At 71.5% G+C, this 16,075-nt stretch carries 17 protein-coding genes; 11 read left to right on the top strand and 6 right to left on the bottom strand.

The window, feature by feature from the left end:
* Window positions 1-55: 55 nt before the first annotated feature.
* The 3 genes from FB382_RS13905 to FB382_RS13895 are packed head-to-tail and all read right to left on the bottom strand — an operon-like array spanning window position 56 to window position 2,462.
* On the bottom strand, window positions 56-928 hold the full coding sequence (locus FB382_RS13905) for a VldE C-terminal domain-containing protein (protein ID WP_182540023.1): 873 nt from the start codon (window positions 926-928) through the stop codon (window positions 56-58).
* Window positions 929-955: 27 nt separating this feature from the next.
* The gene (gene dapD / locus FB382_RS13900) at window positions 956-1,897 is read right to left on the bottom strand and encodes a 2,3,4,5-tetrahydropyridine-2,6-dicarboxylate N-succinyltransferase (RefSeq protein WP_182540021.1); all 942 of its coding nucleotides are present in this window, start codon (window positions 1,895-1,897) and stop codon (window positions 956-958) included.
* 34 nt (window positions 1,898-1,931) lie between these two features.
* The gene (locus FB382_RS13895) at window positions 1,932-2,462 is read right to left on the bottom strand and encodes a DinB family protein (protein ID WP_246377187.1); all 531 of its coding nucleotides are present in this window, start codon (window positions 2,460-2,462) and stop codon (window positions 1,932-1,934) included.
* A gap of 54 nt (window positions 2,463-2,516) precedes the next feature.
* Here FB382_RS13895 and FB382_RS13890 point away from each other — a divergent pair, with 54 nt between their 5' ends.
* The 3 genes from FB382_RS13890 to ileS all read left to right on the top strand — a co-directional run bounded on the left by FB382_RS13890 (window position 2,517) and on the right by ileS (window position 7,937).
* Window positions 2,517-3,113: an AAA family ATPase gene (locus tag FB382_RS13890; RefSeq protein ID WP_182540018.1), complete on the top strand. Its 597-nt coding sequence runs from the start codon at window positions 2,517-2,519 to the stop codon at window positions 3,111-3,113.
* A gap of 121 nt (window positions 3,114-3,234) precedes the next feature.
* On the top strand, window positions 3,235-4,281 hold the full coding sequence (locus tag FB382_RS13885; protein ID WP_343055609.1) for a hypothetical protein: 1,047 nt from the start codon (window positions 3,235-3,237) through the stop codon (window positions 4,279-4,281).
* Window positions 4,282-4,673: 392 nt separating this feature from the next.
* A complete protein-coding gene (gene ileS / locus FB382_RS13880) occupies window positions 4,674-7,937 on the top strand; it encodes an isoleucine--tRNA ligase (protein ID WP_182540016.1) in 3,264 nt (1,087 codons plus the stop codon).
* On the opposite strand, the gene FB382_RS13875 is transcribed toward ileS, so the two are convergent.
* The gene (locus tag FB382_RS13875; protein WP_182540014.1) at window positions 7,924-8,778 is read right to left on the bottom strand and encodes an LLM class F420-dependent oxidoreductase; all 855 of its coding nucleotides are present in this window, start codon (window positions 8,776-8,778) and stop codon (window positions 7,924-7,926) included. The genes ileS and FB382_RS13875 overlap by 14 nt on opposite strands.
* A gap of 51 nt (window positions 8,779-8,829) precedes the next feature.
* Between FB382_RS13875 and dapE the strand changes: the two genes are divergently transcribed.
* From dapE to FB382_RS13850, 5 genes are read left to right on the top strand one after another with little or no spacing between them, the layout of a single operon-like run.
* Window positions 8,830-9,897 (top strand): succinyl-diaminopimelate desuccinylase, encoded by a 1,068-nt coding sequence (dapE, locus tag FB382_RS13870; protein WP_182540011.1) that lies wholly within the window; start codon window positions 8,830-8,832, stop codon window positions 9,895-9,897.
* Window positions 9,894-10,628 carry an LOG family protein gene (locus FB382_RS13865; RefSeq protein ID WP_343055608.1) on the top strand — a complete coding sequence of 245 codons (735 nt, stop codon included), beginning with the start codon at window positions 9,894-9,896 and terminating at the stop codon, window positions 10,626-10,628. The genes dapE and FB382_RS13865 overlap by 4 nt, the downstream gene beginning before the upstream one ends.
* Window positions 10,628-10,936, top strand: a complete 309-nt coding sequence (locus FB382_RS13860) for a DivIVA domain-containing protein (protein WP_125038433.1) — start codon at window positions 10,628-10,630, stop codon at window positions 10,934-10,936. Before FB382_RS13865 ends, FB382_RS13860 begins: the two co-directional genes overlap by 1 nt.
* Before the next feature lie 15 nt (window positions 10,937-10,951).
* Window positions 10,952-11,377, top strand: coding sequence for a hypothetical protein (locus tag FB382_RS13855; protein WP_182540007.1), 426 nt, complete (start codon window positions 10,952-10,954; stop codon window positions 11,375-11,377).
* Window positions 11,378-11,383: 6 nt separating this feature from the next.
* Window positions 11,384-12,163 (top strand): M14 family zinc carboxypeptidase, encoded by a 780-nt coding sequence (locus tag FB382_RS13850; RefSeq protein ID WP_182540005.1) that lies wholly within the window; start codon window positions 11,384-11,386, stop codon window positions 12,161-12,163.
* Window positions 12,164-12,169: 6 nt separating this feature from the next.
* On the opposite strand, the gene FB382_RS13845 is transcribed toward FB382_RS13850, so the two are convergent.
* Together FB382_RS13845 and FB382_RS13840 are read right to left on the bottom strand one after the other, a co-directional pair.
* Complete coding sequence (locus FB382_RS13845) at window positions 12,170-12,994, bottom strand: enoyl-CoA hydratase/isomerase family protein (RefSeq protein WP_182540003.1); 825 nt, start codon at window positions 12,992-12,994, stop codon at window positions 12,170-12,172.
* Between the two features lie 26 nt (window positions 12,995-13,020).
* Window positions 13,021-13,797: a PaaX family transcriptional regulator gene (locus FB382_RS13840; RefSeq protein ID WP_182540001.1), complete on the bottom strand. Its 777-nt coding sequence runs from the start codon at window positions 13,795-13,797 to the stop codon at window positions 13,021-13,023.
* Between the two features lie 174 nt (window positions 13,798-13,971).
* Between FB382_RS13840 and FB382_RS13835 the strand changes: the two genes are divergently transcribed.
* The 3 genes from FB382_RS13835 to FB382_RS13825 are packed head-to-tail and all read left to right on the top strand — an operon-like array spanning window position 13,972 to window position 16,063.
* Complete coding sequence (locus tag FB382_RS13835) at window positions 13,972-14,139, top strand: DUF3117 domain-containing protein (RefSeq protein ID WP_182540000.1); 168 nt, start codon at window positions 13,972-13,974, stop codon at window positions 14,137-14,139.
* A gap of 29 nt (window positions 14,140-14,168) precedes the next feature.
* A complete protein-coding gene (locus FB382_RS13830) occupies window positions 14,169-15,728 on the top strand; it encodes a leucyl aminopeptidase family protein (protein WP_343055607.1) in 1,560 nt (519 codons plus the stop codon).
* On the top strand, window positions 15,725-16,063 hold the full coding sequence (locus FB382_RS13825; RefSeq protein ID WP_182539995.1) for a hypothetical protein: 339 nt from the start codon (window positions 15,725-15,727) through the stop codon (window positions 16,061-16,063). Before FB382_RS13830 ends, FB382_RS13825 begins: the two co-directional genes overlap by 4 nt.
* Window positions 16,064-16,075: the final 12 nt, after the last annotated feature.

The raw sequence follows: 16,075 nt of genomic DNA, 5'->3' as shown, positions 1-16,075 counted from the left end.
GGGACAGGTCGGACCCGCAGGGAAGGCCCGGCACTGCGCCGGGCCTTCCGCATGTTCAGCGGTGGACGCTGACGCGCAGTCGCGCCGACCCGGCGCCCGACGCCGTCGTCCAGCCGTCCTTCGACGACGAGCCCGACGACCAGATATGGCCGTCGTAGGTGACGTCGGAGATCGAGAGCCGGTCGGCCATCGCGACGAGGTACTGCGCCATCGCCCAGCCGTGGCCGACCTGGTCGATCGTGACCTCGAAGGCCCGGCCCCCGTCGCCGACGGGAGTGGCGGTCTGGTCGCCGAACGCCGCCTCGATGTCGCGGCGCACGGTCTCGGCGCGGTGGGTCAGGCCGTTGCTGCCGACCTTCTTCGAGGCGCTGCCCTGCTCGTCGACGCTGCAGCTGAACACGTGTGCGGACTCGCCGGTGAGCGCCGAGGCGAGGACCCGGGCGTCGGCCTCGTGGTCGGCGTACGCCTCGGGGTAGCCGGAGCGCTGCACCTCCTGGGCGGCCTCGGTGATGCGCATCGTCTCGTAGCCGTCGACCTTCTCGAGGGCGTCGTAGAAGGCGTTGATCGAGTAGTAGGGGTTGAGGATCTGCTCCCGCGTCCCCCAGCCCTGGCTCGGCCGCTGTTGGAAGAGGCCGACCGAGTCGCGGTCCCCGGACTCCAGGTTGTAGAGCTTGGACTCCTGGAATCCGGTCGCCAGTGCGATCGAGGCCGCCCGTGCGGGCATGCCGCGCTGGACCGAGATCGCCGAGATCAGGGCAGCGTTCTCGGCCTGCTCGGTCGCCAGGGTGACCTCGTGGCCGGCGACACTGGCGCGGCACTCGTCGGGGCTCAGCAGGTCGGGGACGTGGTGCAGCACGCCGTACCCCGTGGCCACGGCGATGCCCGCGACGCCGACGACGGCCAGGGCGACGAAGGTCCGGATCCTCATGAGCGGTCTCTCACGGCCGCTCGCCGCCTAGTTGGCGTGGAGGGCGGCGTTGAGCTCGATGCCGTCGCCCTTCCACGGCACGGCCTCGATGGTCCCCGTGACGGAGTTGCGGCGGAACAGCACGTTGTTGGCTCCCGAGAGCTCCGCGGCCTTGATGACCTTGGGCTTGGAGTCCATGTCGGTGATGGTGACCTTGGTGCCGGCGGTGACGTAGCAACCGGCCTCGACGACGCAGTCGTTGCCGAGCGAGATGCCGATGCCGGCGTTGGCGCCCAGCAGGCAGCGCTCGCCCACGGAGATGACCTCCTTGCCGCCACCCGAGAGGGTGCCCATGATCGACGACCCGCCGCCGACGTCGGAGCCGTCGCCGACCACGACGCCCGCCGAGATGCGGCCCTCGACCATGGAGGCGCCGAGCGTGCCGGCGTTGAAGTTCACGAAGCCCTCGTGCATGACGGTCGTGCCGGACGCGAGGTGGGCGCCGAGGCGGACGCGGTCGGCGTCGGCGATCCGGACGCCGCTGGGCACGACGTAGTCGACCATCCGCGGGAACTTGTCGACGCCGTACACCGTGACGTGCTGGCCGGTGGCGCGGAGCCGGGCGCGGGTGAGCTCGAAGCCCTCGACCGCGCACGGGCCGGCGGAGGTCCACACGACGTTGGCGAGGAAGCCGAAGATCCCCTCGAGCGACTGGCCGTGGGGGGCGACGAGGCGGGTGGAGAGCAGGTGCAGGCGGAGCCAGACGTCCTCGGTGGAGGTCGGCGCCTCGGCGAGGTCGGCGATCTCGACGAGCCGGACCTCCCGGGTGGTGCCGCGGGCCTCGTCGCTGCCCTCCAGCGCGGTGAGCTCGGCGGGTGCGGCCGCGTCGGCCGGCGCCGAGCCCAGGGCAGGGGAGGGGAACCAGACGTCGAGGACGGATCCGGTGCTGTCGAGGGTGGCGAGGCCGTGGCCCCAGGCTGCGTTCGTCACGCCCCCAGCCTAGGGAATGGGCCGAGTCACAGCCTCACTGGCCGGTGCGGCCGTCGATGCACTCGCGGAGCAGGTCGGCGTGGCCGAGGTGGCGGGCGTACTCCTCGATCATGTGCACGATGATGTCGCGCACCTCGCTGGGCTCGCCGTGCACGTCGACGACCGCGTTGAGGTCGGTGCGCGCGAGCACCTCGCGAGCGTGGGCCACCTCGTCGCGCCAGAGCCGCCACGTGTCGGCCACGAACGCCTCGTCGACGGCCGCCGCGTCGAAGTCGAACCCGCCGTCGTCCTCCTGGAACAGTCGGGTGATCTCCAGGTGTCCGTCGATCACCCGCCGGAACCAGCTCTGCTCGACCCGGGCCATGTGTCGCACCATGCCCAGCAGCGACATCGACGACGGCGGCACCGATCGGGTCGCGAGCTGCGCGGGGGTGAGGCCGTCGCACTTGAGCTCGAGAGTGGTGCGGTAGTGCTCGAGGTAGCCCACGAGGCAGTCGCGCTCGCCCCGGGTCGGCCCGGCCTGCATCCGGGGGTCCTGGTCGGCCGGCAGCCACATGTCGCTCATGGGGCAAGCCAATCGGGTCGCGCCGTTGCGCGGCAACCGCATATCGTCCGGCGCATGTCATCGGGGGAGCTGCTGCTCATCACTGGACCGCCGGCCGTCGGCAAGATGACGGTCGGGCGGGCCGTGTGTGCCGCCTCGGACTTCCGGCTCTTCCACAACCACCACACGATCGAGCCGCTGCTGGAGATCTTCGGCTTCGACTCGCCCGCCTTCCGCGTCCTCAACGCCGAGTTCCGCCGGCGGGTGGTCGAGGAGGCCGTCGCCAACGACACCCGGCTGATCTTCTCGTTCGTCTGGAACGTCGAGCTGCCCGAGGACGCCGACTACGTGCGCCGGCTCATCGCGCCCTACGCCGACGCAGGGCTGCGGGTCTCGTGCCTCGAGCTGTACGCCGACCTCCCGGTCCGGCTCGACCGCAACCGGCACGCCGACCGGATCGACCACAAGCGCTCCAAGCGCGACCTCGCCTGGTCCGACGCGCACGTGCGTGAGCTCGAGGAATCCTACCGGATGAACACCGACCCCGAGCGCCCGGCGGCGGCCGACGCGGTGCTCGCGGGGATGCCCCACCTGCGCCTCGACAACACCCACCTCACCCCGGACGAGGTCGCGACCCGGGTGCTGGCCTGGCTGGACGGCTTGTCGGGATAGTCCCCACCACAGTTGCTGTCCCAGGGGCGAAATCACGACAACAGCGGTGGGGACTATCCCGACAATCGGCGCCTGTGGATAACCACACGCCCACGTCGGCGGTCCCGCCGAGCATGAAGGCGTGCACGAACTGCCTCCCTTCCACCCCTCGCGACCTGAGCTGGTCGCGCCGGTGCGTCTCGACCGGACGGGCGAGAACGGCCCCACGGTCGGGCAGGCGCGGGGCAAGGCGTGGCGCAAGATCTCCCGGGGCTTCTACGTGCCTGCCGGAGTCGCCGCGGACGACCCGAACCAACGGATCCTCGAGGCTTCGGTGCTCGCACCGCACGACGGTGCTGTCACCGGGTGGGCAGCGCTCCACTGGTTGGGTGGGGCGTGGTTCGACGGGAGCCGCGGGGTCAATGGCCGGCGCCCTGTCGTGGTTGCGACCGCCGGCCGTACCGTGCGCGAGCGGCCCGGGATCGCAATCTCCGAGGAGCGCCTGGATCCGCGCGACGTCGTGTGCGTCGACGGTCTCAGGGTGACGACCGCGGTGCGATCCGCCTGCTTCGAGATGCGCTACGCGCCCAGCGACCGGGCTGCAGCCGTGGTGCTCTCCATGGCGGCGTACTCCGATCTGGTCAGCATCGCGGAGATGGCCGCGTATGCCGCTGCGCACAGCGGCTGGACGGGAATCCCGCGGTGCCGCTGGGCGCTCGGCCACGCCGTGGAGAACGCCTGGTCTCCACCCGAGGTCCTCATGGGGTTGGCGTGGCAGTTGGACGCGGGCCACCCACGCCCGCTCTTCAACGTCCCGGTGTTCGATCGCGAGGGTCGACACATCGGGACCCCGGACCTGATCGATCCGGAGGCCGGAGTCACCGGTGAGTACGCCGGCGAGCTGCACCTCGAAGGGCAGCAGCGTGCCGTCGACCTGCGTCGCGAGGCGGACTTCCGTCGGGTCGGGCTGGAGCCCGTCACGATGGTGGGCAGCGACCTGGGTGACTCGTCGTTCTTCGTACATCGACTCGACGACGCCTACCGGCGGGCGCGCCATGTGCCCGCGGCAAAGAGGGAGTGGACGCTCGAGCTCCCGCACTGGTGGGTCCCCACCCACACCGTCGAGCAACGTCGAGCCCTCGACGTCGAACAGCGCCGTCTTTGGCTGCGTCACCGGCGCGTCGTCTAGGGCCCACGGGTCGCGTCTCCGAGGGCAGAATCGCGATAGTCCCCACCACAGTTGCTGTCACAGACCGATTTCGGGACAACTGTGGTGGGGACTATCCCGCGAACCTCTGCAACTGATTCGCACCGGCCGAGGGGGCGCCGTACGCTGTGCCCCACAGGCGTTCGAGCCGTCATCAGCGGCGAGCCTCCGGAAGAACGGTCCCGACAAGCACCGAGACCCAGTAGAACCGGACGGGTAGGCCCGTCACAGCCGTGAACGAAGCGGTCATGTCCCCAGGCAGCACGGGGGCGCGGCAAGCGAGGTGGTACCGCGGCATCCCGAACTGGGAGCGTCGTCCTCGTGATCTCGACAAGCTCGATCACCGAGACCGACGACGAACCGCAGGAGAGCCGATGACCTACCCCAAGGTCTCCACCAACGCCGAGGGTGGCGTCCCGTCGAGCCCCCGCTTCCCCGAGATCGAGGAGCGCGTCCTCGCCTACTGGGAGGCCGACGACACCTTCCAGGCCAGCGTCGACCAGCGCGACGCGGGGGAGAACGGCGCCAACGAGTTCGTCTTCTACGACGGCCCCCCGTTCGCCAACGGCCTGCCGCACTACGGCCACCTGCTCACCGGCTACGTCAAGGACCTGATCCCGCGCTACCAGACGATGCGCGGCAAGCGCGTCGAGCGCCGCTTCGGCTGGGACACCCACGGGCTGCCCGCCGAGCTCGAGGCCATGCGCCAGCTCGGCATCAAGACCACCGACGAGATCGTCGAGATGGGCATCGAGAAGTTCAACGCGGCCTGCCGCGAGTCCGTCATGAAGTACACCGGTGACTGGCGCGAGTACGTCACCCGCCAGGCGCGCTGGGTCGACTTCGACAACGACTACCGGACCATGAACCCCGAGTACATGGAGTCGGTCATCTGGGCCTTCCAGCAGCTCTACGACAAGGGCCTGGTCTACGAGGGCTTCCGCGTCCTGCCCTACTGCTGGAACGACGAGACGCCGCTGTCCAACCACGAGCTGCGGATGGACGACGACGTCTACCAGAACCGCAACGACCCGGCGGTCACGGTCGGCTACCCGCTCGACGCGACCGGCGAGGACGAGGTCCTCGACGGCGCCCACATCCTCATCTGGACGACGACCCCGTGGACCCTGCCGTCCAACCTGGCGGTCATGGTCGGCTCCGACATCGAGTACGTCGTCGTCGAGGCGGCCGTCCCCGGCACCGACCGCACCGCGCGCTACCTGCTGGCCGAGGCGCGGCTGGCGTCGTACGCCCGCGAGCTCGCGGGCCCCGACGGCGAGCCCGTCGTGCTCGGTCGCTACCGCGGCGCCGACTTGGTCGGCCGCACCTACACGCCGCCGTTCACCTACTACGCCGGGCACGACCGGGCCTTCCGCGTGGTCGCCGCCGACGACGCGGTCACCACCACGGACGGCACCGGCGTGGTCCACACCGCCGGCGCGTTCGGTGAGGTCGACAAGGAGGTGACCGACCGCGAGGGCATCGAGGCGGTCATGCCGGTCGGCAAGGACGGCCGCTTCACCCACCCCGTCGACGACTACGCCGGCATGCTGGTCTTCGACGCCAACCCCCACGTCATCGACCACCTCAAGGCCGCGACCCGCAACTACTCGTCGGTCGAGCCTGCCGAGACCCAGGGCGCCGTCAGCCCGGGCACGATCCTGCTGCGCCGCGAGTCCTACGAGCACTCCTACCCGCACTGCTGGCGCTGCCGCGAGCCCTTGATCTACAAGGGCGTCTCGTCGTGGTTCGTCGAGGTCACCGCGATCAAGGAGCGGATGCTCGAGCTCAACGAGCAGATCCGCTGGGTGCCCGACCACATCAAGCAGGGCCAGTTCGGCAAGTGGCTGGAGAACGCCCGCGACTGGTCGATCACCCGCAACCGCTTCTGGGGCTCCCCGGTGCCGGTGTGGAAGAGCGACGACGAGGCCTACCCGCGCATCGACGTCTACGGCTCCTTCGAGCAGCTGGAGCGGGACTTCGGCGTCGAGGTGAAGGACCTGCACCGCCCGTACGTCGACGACCTGGTGCGCCCGAACCCGGACGACCCGACGGGCAAGTCGATGATGCGTCGCGTCCCGGACGTGCTCGACGTGTGGTTCGACAGCGGCTCGATGAGCTTCGCGCAGGTGCACGTGCCGTTCGAGAACTCCGACTGGTTCGAGCACCACTTCCCGGCGGACTTCATCGTGGAGTACATCGGCCAGACCCGCGGCTGGTTCTACACGCTGCACATCCTGGCGACGGCGATCTTCGACCGGCCGGCGTTCGAGACCTGCGTCAGCCACGGGATCGTGCTCGGCTCCGACGGCAACAAGATGTCGAAGTCGCTGCGCAACTACCCCGACGTGCGCGAGGTCTTCGACCGCGACGGCGCCGACGCGATGCGCTGGTTCCTGATGTCCTCACCGATTCTGCGCGGCGGCAACTTGGTCGTCACCGAGCAGGGCATCCGCGACTCGGTGCGGCAGGTGCTGATCCCGCTGTGGAACAGCTGGTACTTCTTCCAGCTCTACGCCAACGCCGCCGGTGAGGGGTACGACGCCCAGGCGTCGACCGCGTCGCAGGACCCGCTCGACCGCTACCTCCTCGCGAAGTGCCGCCAGTACGTCGCGCAGATGACCGACCAGCTCGACAACTACGACGTGGCCAACGCGTGCGACTCGACGCGGTCGTTCCTCGACGTGCTCACCAACTGGTACATCCGCCGCTCGCGCGACCGGTTCTGGGGCGACAACGCCGAGGCGTTCGACACCCTCTACACCGTGCTCGAGGTCGTGTGCCGGGTGACGGCACCCCTGCTGCCGCTGACGACCGAGGAGATCTGGCGCGGCCTGACCGGCGGGCGCTCGGTCCACCTGACCGACTGGCCGACCGTCGACGAGCTGCCCGGTGACGACGCGCTCGTGGCCGCGATGGACCAGGTCCGTGACATCTGCTCGGCGACCTCCGCGCTGCGCAAGGCCGGCAACCTGCGCAACCGGCTGCCGCTCTCGCTGCTCTCCGTCGTCGTGGCCGACCCGGCCGCGCTCGCCGGCTTCGAGGGGATCATCTCCGACGAGCTCAACGTCAAGGCCGTGCGGCTGCTGGCCGACGACGCGCCCGAGGCCGCGGCGTACGGCGTCTCGCAGAAGCTGACCGTCAACGCCCGCGCGGCCGGCCCCCGCCTGGGCAAGGACGTGCAGACCGCCATCAAGGGCTCTAAGTCCGGCGACTGGTCGGTGGCCGACGACGGCACCGTGACCGCGGGCGGGCTCGCACTGGTCGAGGGGGAGTACACCCTCGAGACCGTCGCCGGGTCCGCCGACGACGCGTCGGTGACGGGCATGTTGCCGCGCGGCGGCTTCGTCGTGCTCGACACGGCCGTCACGCCCGAGCTGGCCGCCGAGGGCCTGGCCCGCGACCTGGTCCGCGCCGTCCAGCAGGCCCGTCGCGACGCCGGCCTCGAGGTCTCCGACCGGATCGCGCTGACGATCGGCGGCTCGCCCGCCGTGCAGGCGGCCGCCCGCACCCATGAGTCGCTGATCTCGAGCGAGACCCTCGCGTCGTCGTTCGCCGTCGGCGAGGCCAACGGCGACGGCACGGCCGTGACCGTCGGCGACAACGAGAAGGCGACGGTCGCCGTCAGCCGGGCGTGACCCCGAGCCGGCCCGCGAGCTTGTCGAGGTAGGCCTCGACGACCTCCGGGCCGGCGTCCGGCACGCCCCAGATCAGCTCGGTCGCGCCCGCGGCCGCCCAGGACGCGAGGTCGTCGGGGGAGGGGCGGCTGGCGACGAGGACGTGGAGGTCCGGTGAGCCGGACCGCCCCGCTTCGGCCCAGGCAGCCCGGAGGGCGTCGGCCTTGCCGGTGATGTCCTGCTCGACCGGTGTGGTCATCCAGCCGTCGGCGTGCTCGGCGATCCAGCGGAAGGTCTTCGGTCCGCCGCCGGCGCCGATCAGCAGCGGCACGTGCGCCTGCACGGGCTTGGGCCAGGCCCACGAGGCGCCGAACGACACGAACTCGCCCTCGTACGACGCCTCCTCCTGCGTCCACAGGGCGCGCATCGCCTCGACGTACTCCTTCAGGACCGCACGGCGCCTCCCGGCCGGGACGTGGTGGTCGGCGAGCTCGTCGGTGTTCCACCCGAAGCCGGCGCCGAGCGTGACCCGCCCGCCGGACAGGTGGTCGAGCGTGGCGATCTGCTTCGCGAGCGTGATCGGGTCCGACTCGACGGGCAGCGCGACGGCGGTCGAGAGCCGGATCCGGGAGGTGACCGCGGCCGCCGTGGCCAGCGACACCCACGGGTCCAGCGTCCGGGTGTAGCGGTCGTCGGGGAGCGTCTCGTCGCCGGTGCGGGGGTGGGCCGCCTCGCGCTTGACCGGGATGTGGGTGTGCTCGGGGACGTAGAACGTGTCGAACCCGCGCTCCTCGGCCGCCCGCGCGGCTGCCGCGGGGGTGATCCCGCGGTCGGAGGTGAACAGGACGATGCCGTGGCGCATGAGGGGATACTAGAACCTGTTCCAGTTTCTGGGAACTGGTTGGATGACCCCATGCCTCATCTGGACCTCGACCTCGACGCCGTCACCCTCACCGAGCAGCTGGTCAACATCGAGTCGGTCAGCCAGGACGAGCGGGCGATCGCCGACGCCGTCGAGGCGGCGCTGCGCCCGCTGGACCACCTCACGGTCACCCGCCACGGCCACACCGTCGTGGCCCGCACGGACCTCGGCCGCGGCGAGCGCGTCGTCATCGCCGGCCACCTCGACACCGTGCCGGTCAACGACAACCTGCCCGCGCGCCGCGAGGGCGACCTCCTGCACGGACTCGGCACCTGCGACATGAAGGGCGGCGACGCGGTCATCCTGCGGCTCGCCAAGCACGTCACCGAGCCCAACCGCGACGTCACGTTCATTCTCTACGAGGCCGAGGAGATCGACGCGGAGTTCAACGGCCTCACCAAGCTCTCCGCCAGCAACCCCGAGCTGATGACCGGCGACTTCGCGATCCTCATGGAGCCCTCCAACGCCGTCGTCGAGGCGGGCTGCCAGGGCACCCTGCGCGTCGACGTCCGCACCACCGGCGAGCGCGCCCACAGCGCCCGCAGCTGGAAGGGCGTCAACGCCATCCACAAGGCCTCCGGCATCCTCGCCCGGCTCGAGCAGTACGACGCCCGCCGGCCGGTCATCGACGGGCTGGAGTACCACGAGGGCCTCAACGCCGTGTTCATCCGCGGCGGCGTCGCCGGCAACGTGCTCCCCGACGAGTGCGTGGTCGAGGTCAACTTCCGCTTCGCGCCGGACCGCAGCGAGGCCGAGGCCGAGCAGTTCGTCCGCGACTTCTTCGACGGCTACGACGTCACCCTCACCGACAGCGCGCCCGGAGCCCTGCCGGGTCTCGACGTGCCCGCGGCCAAGGCGTTCGTCGAGGCGGTCGGCGGCGAGGTCAACCCGAAGTTCGGCTGGACCGACGTTGCCCGCTTCACCGGCCTCGGCGTCCCGGCGGTCAACTTCGGCCCCGGCGACCCGATGCTGGCGCACAAGCAGGAGGAGCACGTGCCGGTCGAGCACATCGAGCGTTGCGAGCGGCTGCTGCGCACCTGGCTGGGAGCCGGGTCGTGAAGGACCGCTACACCGGCCCGGTCCTCAAGCGTCGCCACCAGGCCGAGGAGACCGAGACCACCGACCAGCGCCTCCTCGACAGCCGCGGCCCGACCGACTGGGTGCACACCGATCCCTGGCGGGTGCTACGCATCCAGGCCGAGTTCATCGAGGGGTTCGGGGCCCTCGCCGAGCTCGGGCCGGCGATCTCCGTCTTCGGCTCGGCGCGCACGGCGGCCGACCACCCGACGTACGCCCTGGCCGAGGAGGTCGGCCGCAAGCTCGCCGAGGCGAACTTCGCGGTCATCACGGGCGGCGGCCCCGGCTCGATGGAGGCCGCCAACAAGGGCGCCAGCCAGGCCGGCGGCGTGAGCGTCGGCCTCGGCATCGAGCTGCCCTTCGAGTCCGGCCTCAACCAGTGGGTCGACAAGGGCATCAACTTCCGTTACTTCTTCGCCCGCAAGACCATGTTCATCAAGTACTCCCAGGGCTACGTCGTGCTCCCCGGCGGCGTCGGCACCCTCGACGAGCTGTTCGAGGCGCTGACCCTGGTGCAGACGGTCAAGGTGACCCGGTTCCCGATCGTCCTGCTCGGCACGACGTACTGGCAGGGCCTGCTCGACTGGATGCGCGACACCCAGCTGGCCGAGGGCACGATCAGCCAGCGGGACCTCGACTTCCTCACGCTGACCGATGACGTCGACGAGGCGGTGGCCCTGATGGTGGCCGCCAGGAACGGCGACCTGTCGTGATGTGGCTCTTCGCGATCCTGATCGTGCTCGCCATGGGCGGGATCGCCGCGCTCGCCGCGGGCCGCGGCACCCCCCTCGCCGAGGAGTACGGCGACCGCCCGGACCTCGGCCTGCCCGCCTCGGGGCCGCTCGCGTCCGACGACCTGCGGCGCGTGCGGTTCTCGCTGGCCTTCCGCGGCTACCGGATGTCCGAGGTGGACGCGCTGCTCGACCGGCTGGCCACCCAGATCGAGTCGCGCCCCGATCCCGGGGCCGCCGATGAACGGTCCACGAACCCGGAGGGTCGTGGCGACCAACCCCCGGCGTAGGGCAGGATGCTCGGCGTGTCGACCCAGGTGATCGTCTACGTGCTGACCGCCCTCGCGGCCGTCGTCATCGTCCTGACCAGGCTCCGCCTGGGCAACGACGACGGTGGCGCCGGGAGGTTCCAGGTCGGCAACGGGCTCCTCAACCTCCACACCGGTGCGGGCGCGCTCGCGCTCGTGACGTGGCTCGTCTACCTCGTCGCCGACGAGAGCTCCGCGCTCGGCGGTGCCGCGACGGGCATCGTCGCGCTGGCCTTCTGGTGGGTCGTGGTCGTCGCCGGCCTGCTGATCCTGGTGCGCTGGATGCCCAGCCACGGCCGGCACGCGTCGACCGGCTCCGAGGACACCTGGTCCGAGGGCCCCGGCCTCTCCGTCCTGGCCCATGTCGGCATGCTCGTCGGCGTCTGCGTCTTCACCTGGGCCTACCTCACGGCGGCGGTGTAGCGACTCGTGCGTCGACGCCTCGGGACCGTCCTCACCGCACTCACCCTGCTGGCCGGCAGCGCCGTCTCCGGCCAGACCGTCGCGCCCGCACAGGCCGCCACGACTGCCCATCGCGCGGTCGTGGAGAAGCGGGTCATCGGCAAGTCCGTGCAGGGCCGGCCCATCGTGGCCTGGCACCTCGGCGAGCAGGGCCGCCCGCACACCGCCAAGGTCGTGCTGATCGCCACCATGCACGGCAACGAGAGCGCCCCCGCCCAGATCCTGCGCGCGCTGCGCGACGGCGACCCCATCCTCGGCGTCGACCTGTGGGTCGTGCCGACGTACAACCCCGACGGCCTCGCCGCCGGCACCCGTCGCAACGCCCACGGCGTCGACCTCAACCGCAACTACCCCTTCCACTGGGCCGACCTCGACGGCAACTACGAGTCCGGCAGCAAGCCGGCCTCGGAGCCCGAGACCCGGGCGATGATGAAGTTCCTCGGCAAGGTCCGGCCGCAGTGGATCCTGAGCTTCCACCAGCCGCTCCACGGCGTCGACACCGACACCAAGCGGCCGAAGTTCGCCACGCGCGTCGCCAAGGCGCTGGACCTTCCAGCCAAGTCCTTCACGTGCGGCGGCGTCTGCCACGGCACGATGACCGGCTGGTTCAACCACAACTTCCGGGGCAACGCCCTCACGGTCGAGTACGGCGCCCACCCGCCGCGCACGCGCATGCGGCAGGTCGCACCCCGCCAGGTCCTGTCGATCTTCGGCGCCTGGCGGGGCGAGTACGACTTCGAGCAGTAGCCCTGCTCAGCGTCCCTCGAAGGTCGGCTTCTGCTTGTTCACGAACGCCGCGACCGCCTCGCGGTGGTCGGAGGTCGCGCCGGTGAGCGTCATCATCGAGCTCTCGAACGCCAGGGACTCCTCGAAGGAGTGCCCCGCGGAGTAGGCGACCGAGCGCCGCATCGCGCCCAGGGCCACGGTCGGGCCGGCGGCCAGCCGCGCTGCCAGGGCGCCCACCTCGGCGGCCAGCCCGTCGGCGGGCACGACGCTCGTCGCGAGCCCGAGCTCGAGTGCCTCATCGGCCTTGATCGTGCGCGGGAAGTAGAGCAGCTCGATGGCGCGGGCCCGGCCGACGAGCTGCTGGAGGTGGTAGCTCGCGCCGGTGTCGCAGGACAGGGCCACGTTGGCGAAGGCGAGGTTGAAGCCCGCCGTGTCGGCCACGACCCGCAGGTCGCACGCGAAGGCCAGGCTGGCGCCGGCGCCCGCGGCCACGCCGTTGACGGCGGCGATGACCGGCTTGGCCATCCCGGCGAGGGCCGTGACGATCGGGTTGTAGTGCTCGTCGACAGTGCTGAACAGCTGGTCGCTGCCGCCGCTCTCGAGCAGCTGGACGTGCTCCTTGAGGTCCTGGCCCGTGCAGAAGGCGCGACCGGTGCCGGTCAGCACCACGCACCGCACGGCGGGGTCGTCGGCCACGGTGCGCACCGTCTCGAGCAGCAGCACCTTCGTGGCGATGTCGAGGCTGTTCATCGCGTCGGGGCGGTTGAGCGTGATGGTCGCGACGCCGTCGGTGACGTCGAGCAGCACAGCACTGTCGGGGGACCCGGGGGGTGTGGAGGAGGAGTCGGTCATGGGCTGCAGTCTGCCCAGCCCGTGTCTCAGACGTCGAGGCACCTCGCCACGAACCGGTCGGCGCCCGGCTTGAGCCGCGTGGCCTCGCTGGCGAACAGCTCGCCCGCGGCCCGCCCCGGCCAGTCGTCGGGCAGCAGCGAGGAGGGCAGGCCGGGGTCGGCGAAGAGGAACTTGCGCCACTCGTGGACGAGGTGGAAGCGCGCCGCGAAGGCCGCCTCGTCCTCGTCGCGGTGGGCGTCGAGCTGCTGGGCGATGAGGTCGTCGGCGGTGGCCAGCCACTCGACGTAGGCCCGCTCGAGGGACTCCAGGTCCCAGGCGCCGGTGGGCGGCGGGTCGATGTCGGTCGCCCGGGCGGTGCGCACCAGGGCGCCGGCCCGCTCGAGCACCTCGTCGAGCTCGCTGCGGTGGAAGGGACTCACCCAGACGTTGTCGGCGAGCTCGGCGTAGCCGACGAACCCGAGGTCGGCGCGCAGGCGGGTGCGGGCGCTGCGGCCCGGCGGCGGCGCCACGAACGCGAGGTGCCAGCTGCCGTCCCACACGGGCTCGGTGCGGCGGTAGATGCGGTCGGCGGCCTCGTCGAGCCGCCGGTTGGCTCGGTCGGTCGTGCGGTAGCCGCGGCCGGCCGGCAGGGCGACGGGCTCCAGCCAGCCCTCGCCGACCATCCGCGAGATGGCGGTGCGCACGGCGGGCGCCGCGATGCCGACCGGATCGAGCAGGCGCACGACGGCCGCCACTGGGGCCTGGCTGCCGCGGGCCCTCAGGTGGTCGCCGTAGACGTCGAACAACGCCGACCGTGCATGCATGCAGCGATGATGCCAGCAGCCTCCGACGTCCGCTCGCGAGTTGTTCGGAACAGGCCCTCGGGAGTGCCGTGGTCGGGGGCGCCGGGTTCATGGGGGATAATGGACGCTGCGTACGGCGTGCCTGCTCGCTCGGAGCGGCTCGCCTCTGGAACTGCACAAGGAAGAGGTGCGCGGATGGCGGCCATGAAGCCGCGGACTGGGGACGGTCCGCTGGAGGTCACCAAGGAGGGGCGCGGCATCGTGATGCGCGTCCCGCTCGAAGGCGGGGGACGCCTCGTGGTGGAGCTCAACGCCGAGGAGGCCGGCTCTCTCGGCGACGCCCTCAAGGCCGTCGTCGGCTGACGCCGACCCGCTTCGCAGTGACACACACGGTGACGTCGCCCCAGACTCTGTCCCTTCCCACCCAGGCATCACCCCCGGAGTTCGCGCTCAGTGACCTGCGCGCGCACGCCATCGTGGGGGCCGAGGTGGTGGCCCTGCCGGTGCTGCCGGCGCCCGACGGACCGGACAACTCGGTGCTGCTTGGCCCCGGGGCCGACGAGCTCGGGGCCGACCTCGTGGTCGACCTGCTCGCCGTGCTGGAGATGCACGAGGCCACCGGCAAGGTCGGGGAGGTCACGTCCTACCCCGTCCCGCAGGGGGCCCCGCACAACGAGGCCCTGCGCTGGGTGCTCCTCGTCGGGGTCGGTGAGCAGCGTCCGGAGGACCTCCGTCGTGCGGGTGCGGCACTCGGTCGCGCGGTCGCCGGCCGGGCCAGCGTCGCCACCTCGATCGCGAGCCTGACCGACGAGGCCGGGCTCGAGGCGTTCGTCGTCGGCCTGATGCTGGGGTCGTTCCAGTTCCACTGGCGCTCCGAGGCTCCCGAGAAGCCGCCCGTCGGCCGCGTGGTCCTCACGGGGCTCCCCGACGCCGACGAGCTCGCCCCGGCCCTGGACCGCGCCCTCGCGGTCGGCGGCGCCGGCTGGCGCGCACGCCTGCTCGCGACGGTGCCGTCCAACCTCAAGAGCCCGGAGTGGCTGGCCGAGCAGGCCCGCCTCGCCGGCGCCGAGTCGGGTCTCGAGGTCACCGTCTGGGACGAGCAGCGACTCGTCGCCGAGGGCTTCGGCGGCATCGTGGGGGTCGGTCAGGCCTCCGCCACGCCGCCGCGGCTGATCCGGATGGACTACGCGCCGGTCAAGGCCGGCCGCAAGACCCCGACCGTGGTCCTCGTGGGCAAGGGCATCACCTTCGACACCGGCGGTCTCTCGATCAAGCCCGGTGAGGCCATGGTCAACATGAAGCGCGACATGAGCGGTGGCGCCGTGGTCATCGCGGTCATGGCCGCGCTCGCCGCGGTCGGCTGCCCGGTGCGCGTCGTCGGCCTCGTGGCCGCCGCGGAGAACGCCGTCAGCGGCAACTCGCTGCGTCCCAGCGACGTGGTCCGCCACTACGGCGGGCGCACCAGCGAGGTCACCAACACCGACGCCGAGGGCCGCCTGGTCATGGCCGACGCGCTCGCCTACGCGGTGGACACGATCGAGCCCGACGTGATCGTCGACGTCGCCACGCTCACCGGCGCGATGAAGGTCGCGCTGGGCCAGCGCACCGGCGGCTTCTTCGCCAACAACGAGGCCCTCGCGCGGATCGTCGACGAGGCGGGCGCCGCCGCCGGGGAGCCCGTGTGGCGCTTCCCGCTGGCCGAGGCCTACGAGGAGAAGCTCGCCTCCAAGGTCGCCGACGCCGACAACGCTCCCGGCGGACCCGGCGCGATCATCGCCGCCCTGTTCCTCCAGCACTTCGTCGGGTCCACCCCGTGGGCCCACCTCGACCTGGCCTCGGTCGGCGACTCGCCGTCGGAGTGGCACGAGTGGACCACCGGCCCCACCGGCTTCGGTGCCCGCCTGCTGCTCCAGTGGCTGCGCAGCGAAGACCCCACCGGGGCCATCTCGTGAAGGGCCTGACCGTCCGCTGGTCCCTCGTCGACGCCCCCGCGGGCATCGAGGAGGAGCTGGCGTCGTACGTCGAGGGCACCTCCCACGCGAAGTTCACCGGCCTGGCCGGGCTGCACTTCAAGACGTGGCGGATGCGCGCGGGCGAGTGGTTCGAGGGCTGCTACGTCTTCTCCACCGACGAGGCCCGCGCGGCCTTCCAGGAGACGTTCACGGCCGGCGCCGCCGAGGCGCCGGGCTCGCAGCTGATCGGCAGCGCGCCGATCCTCATCGAGGCGTGCGACGTCGTCGCCGTCGCCGAGGGCTGGGACGGCTTCACCGCCGCCCCGCGCTTCTGAGCGACTCCCCGG

This window comes from Nocardioides ginsengisegetis (assembly GCF_014138045.1).
Classification (GTDB): domain Bacteria; phylum Actinomycetota; class Actinomycetes; order Propionibacteriales; family Nocardioidaceae; genus Nocardioides; species Nocardioides ginsengisegetis.
The sequence above is the reverse complement of the archived record's forward strand: the minus strand, read 5'-3'. Positions and strand labels throughout refer to the sequence as shown.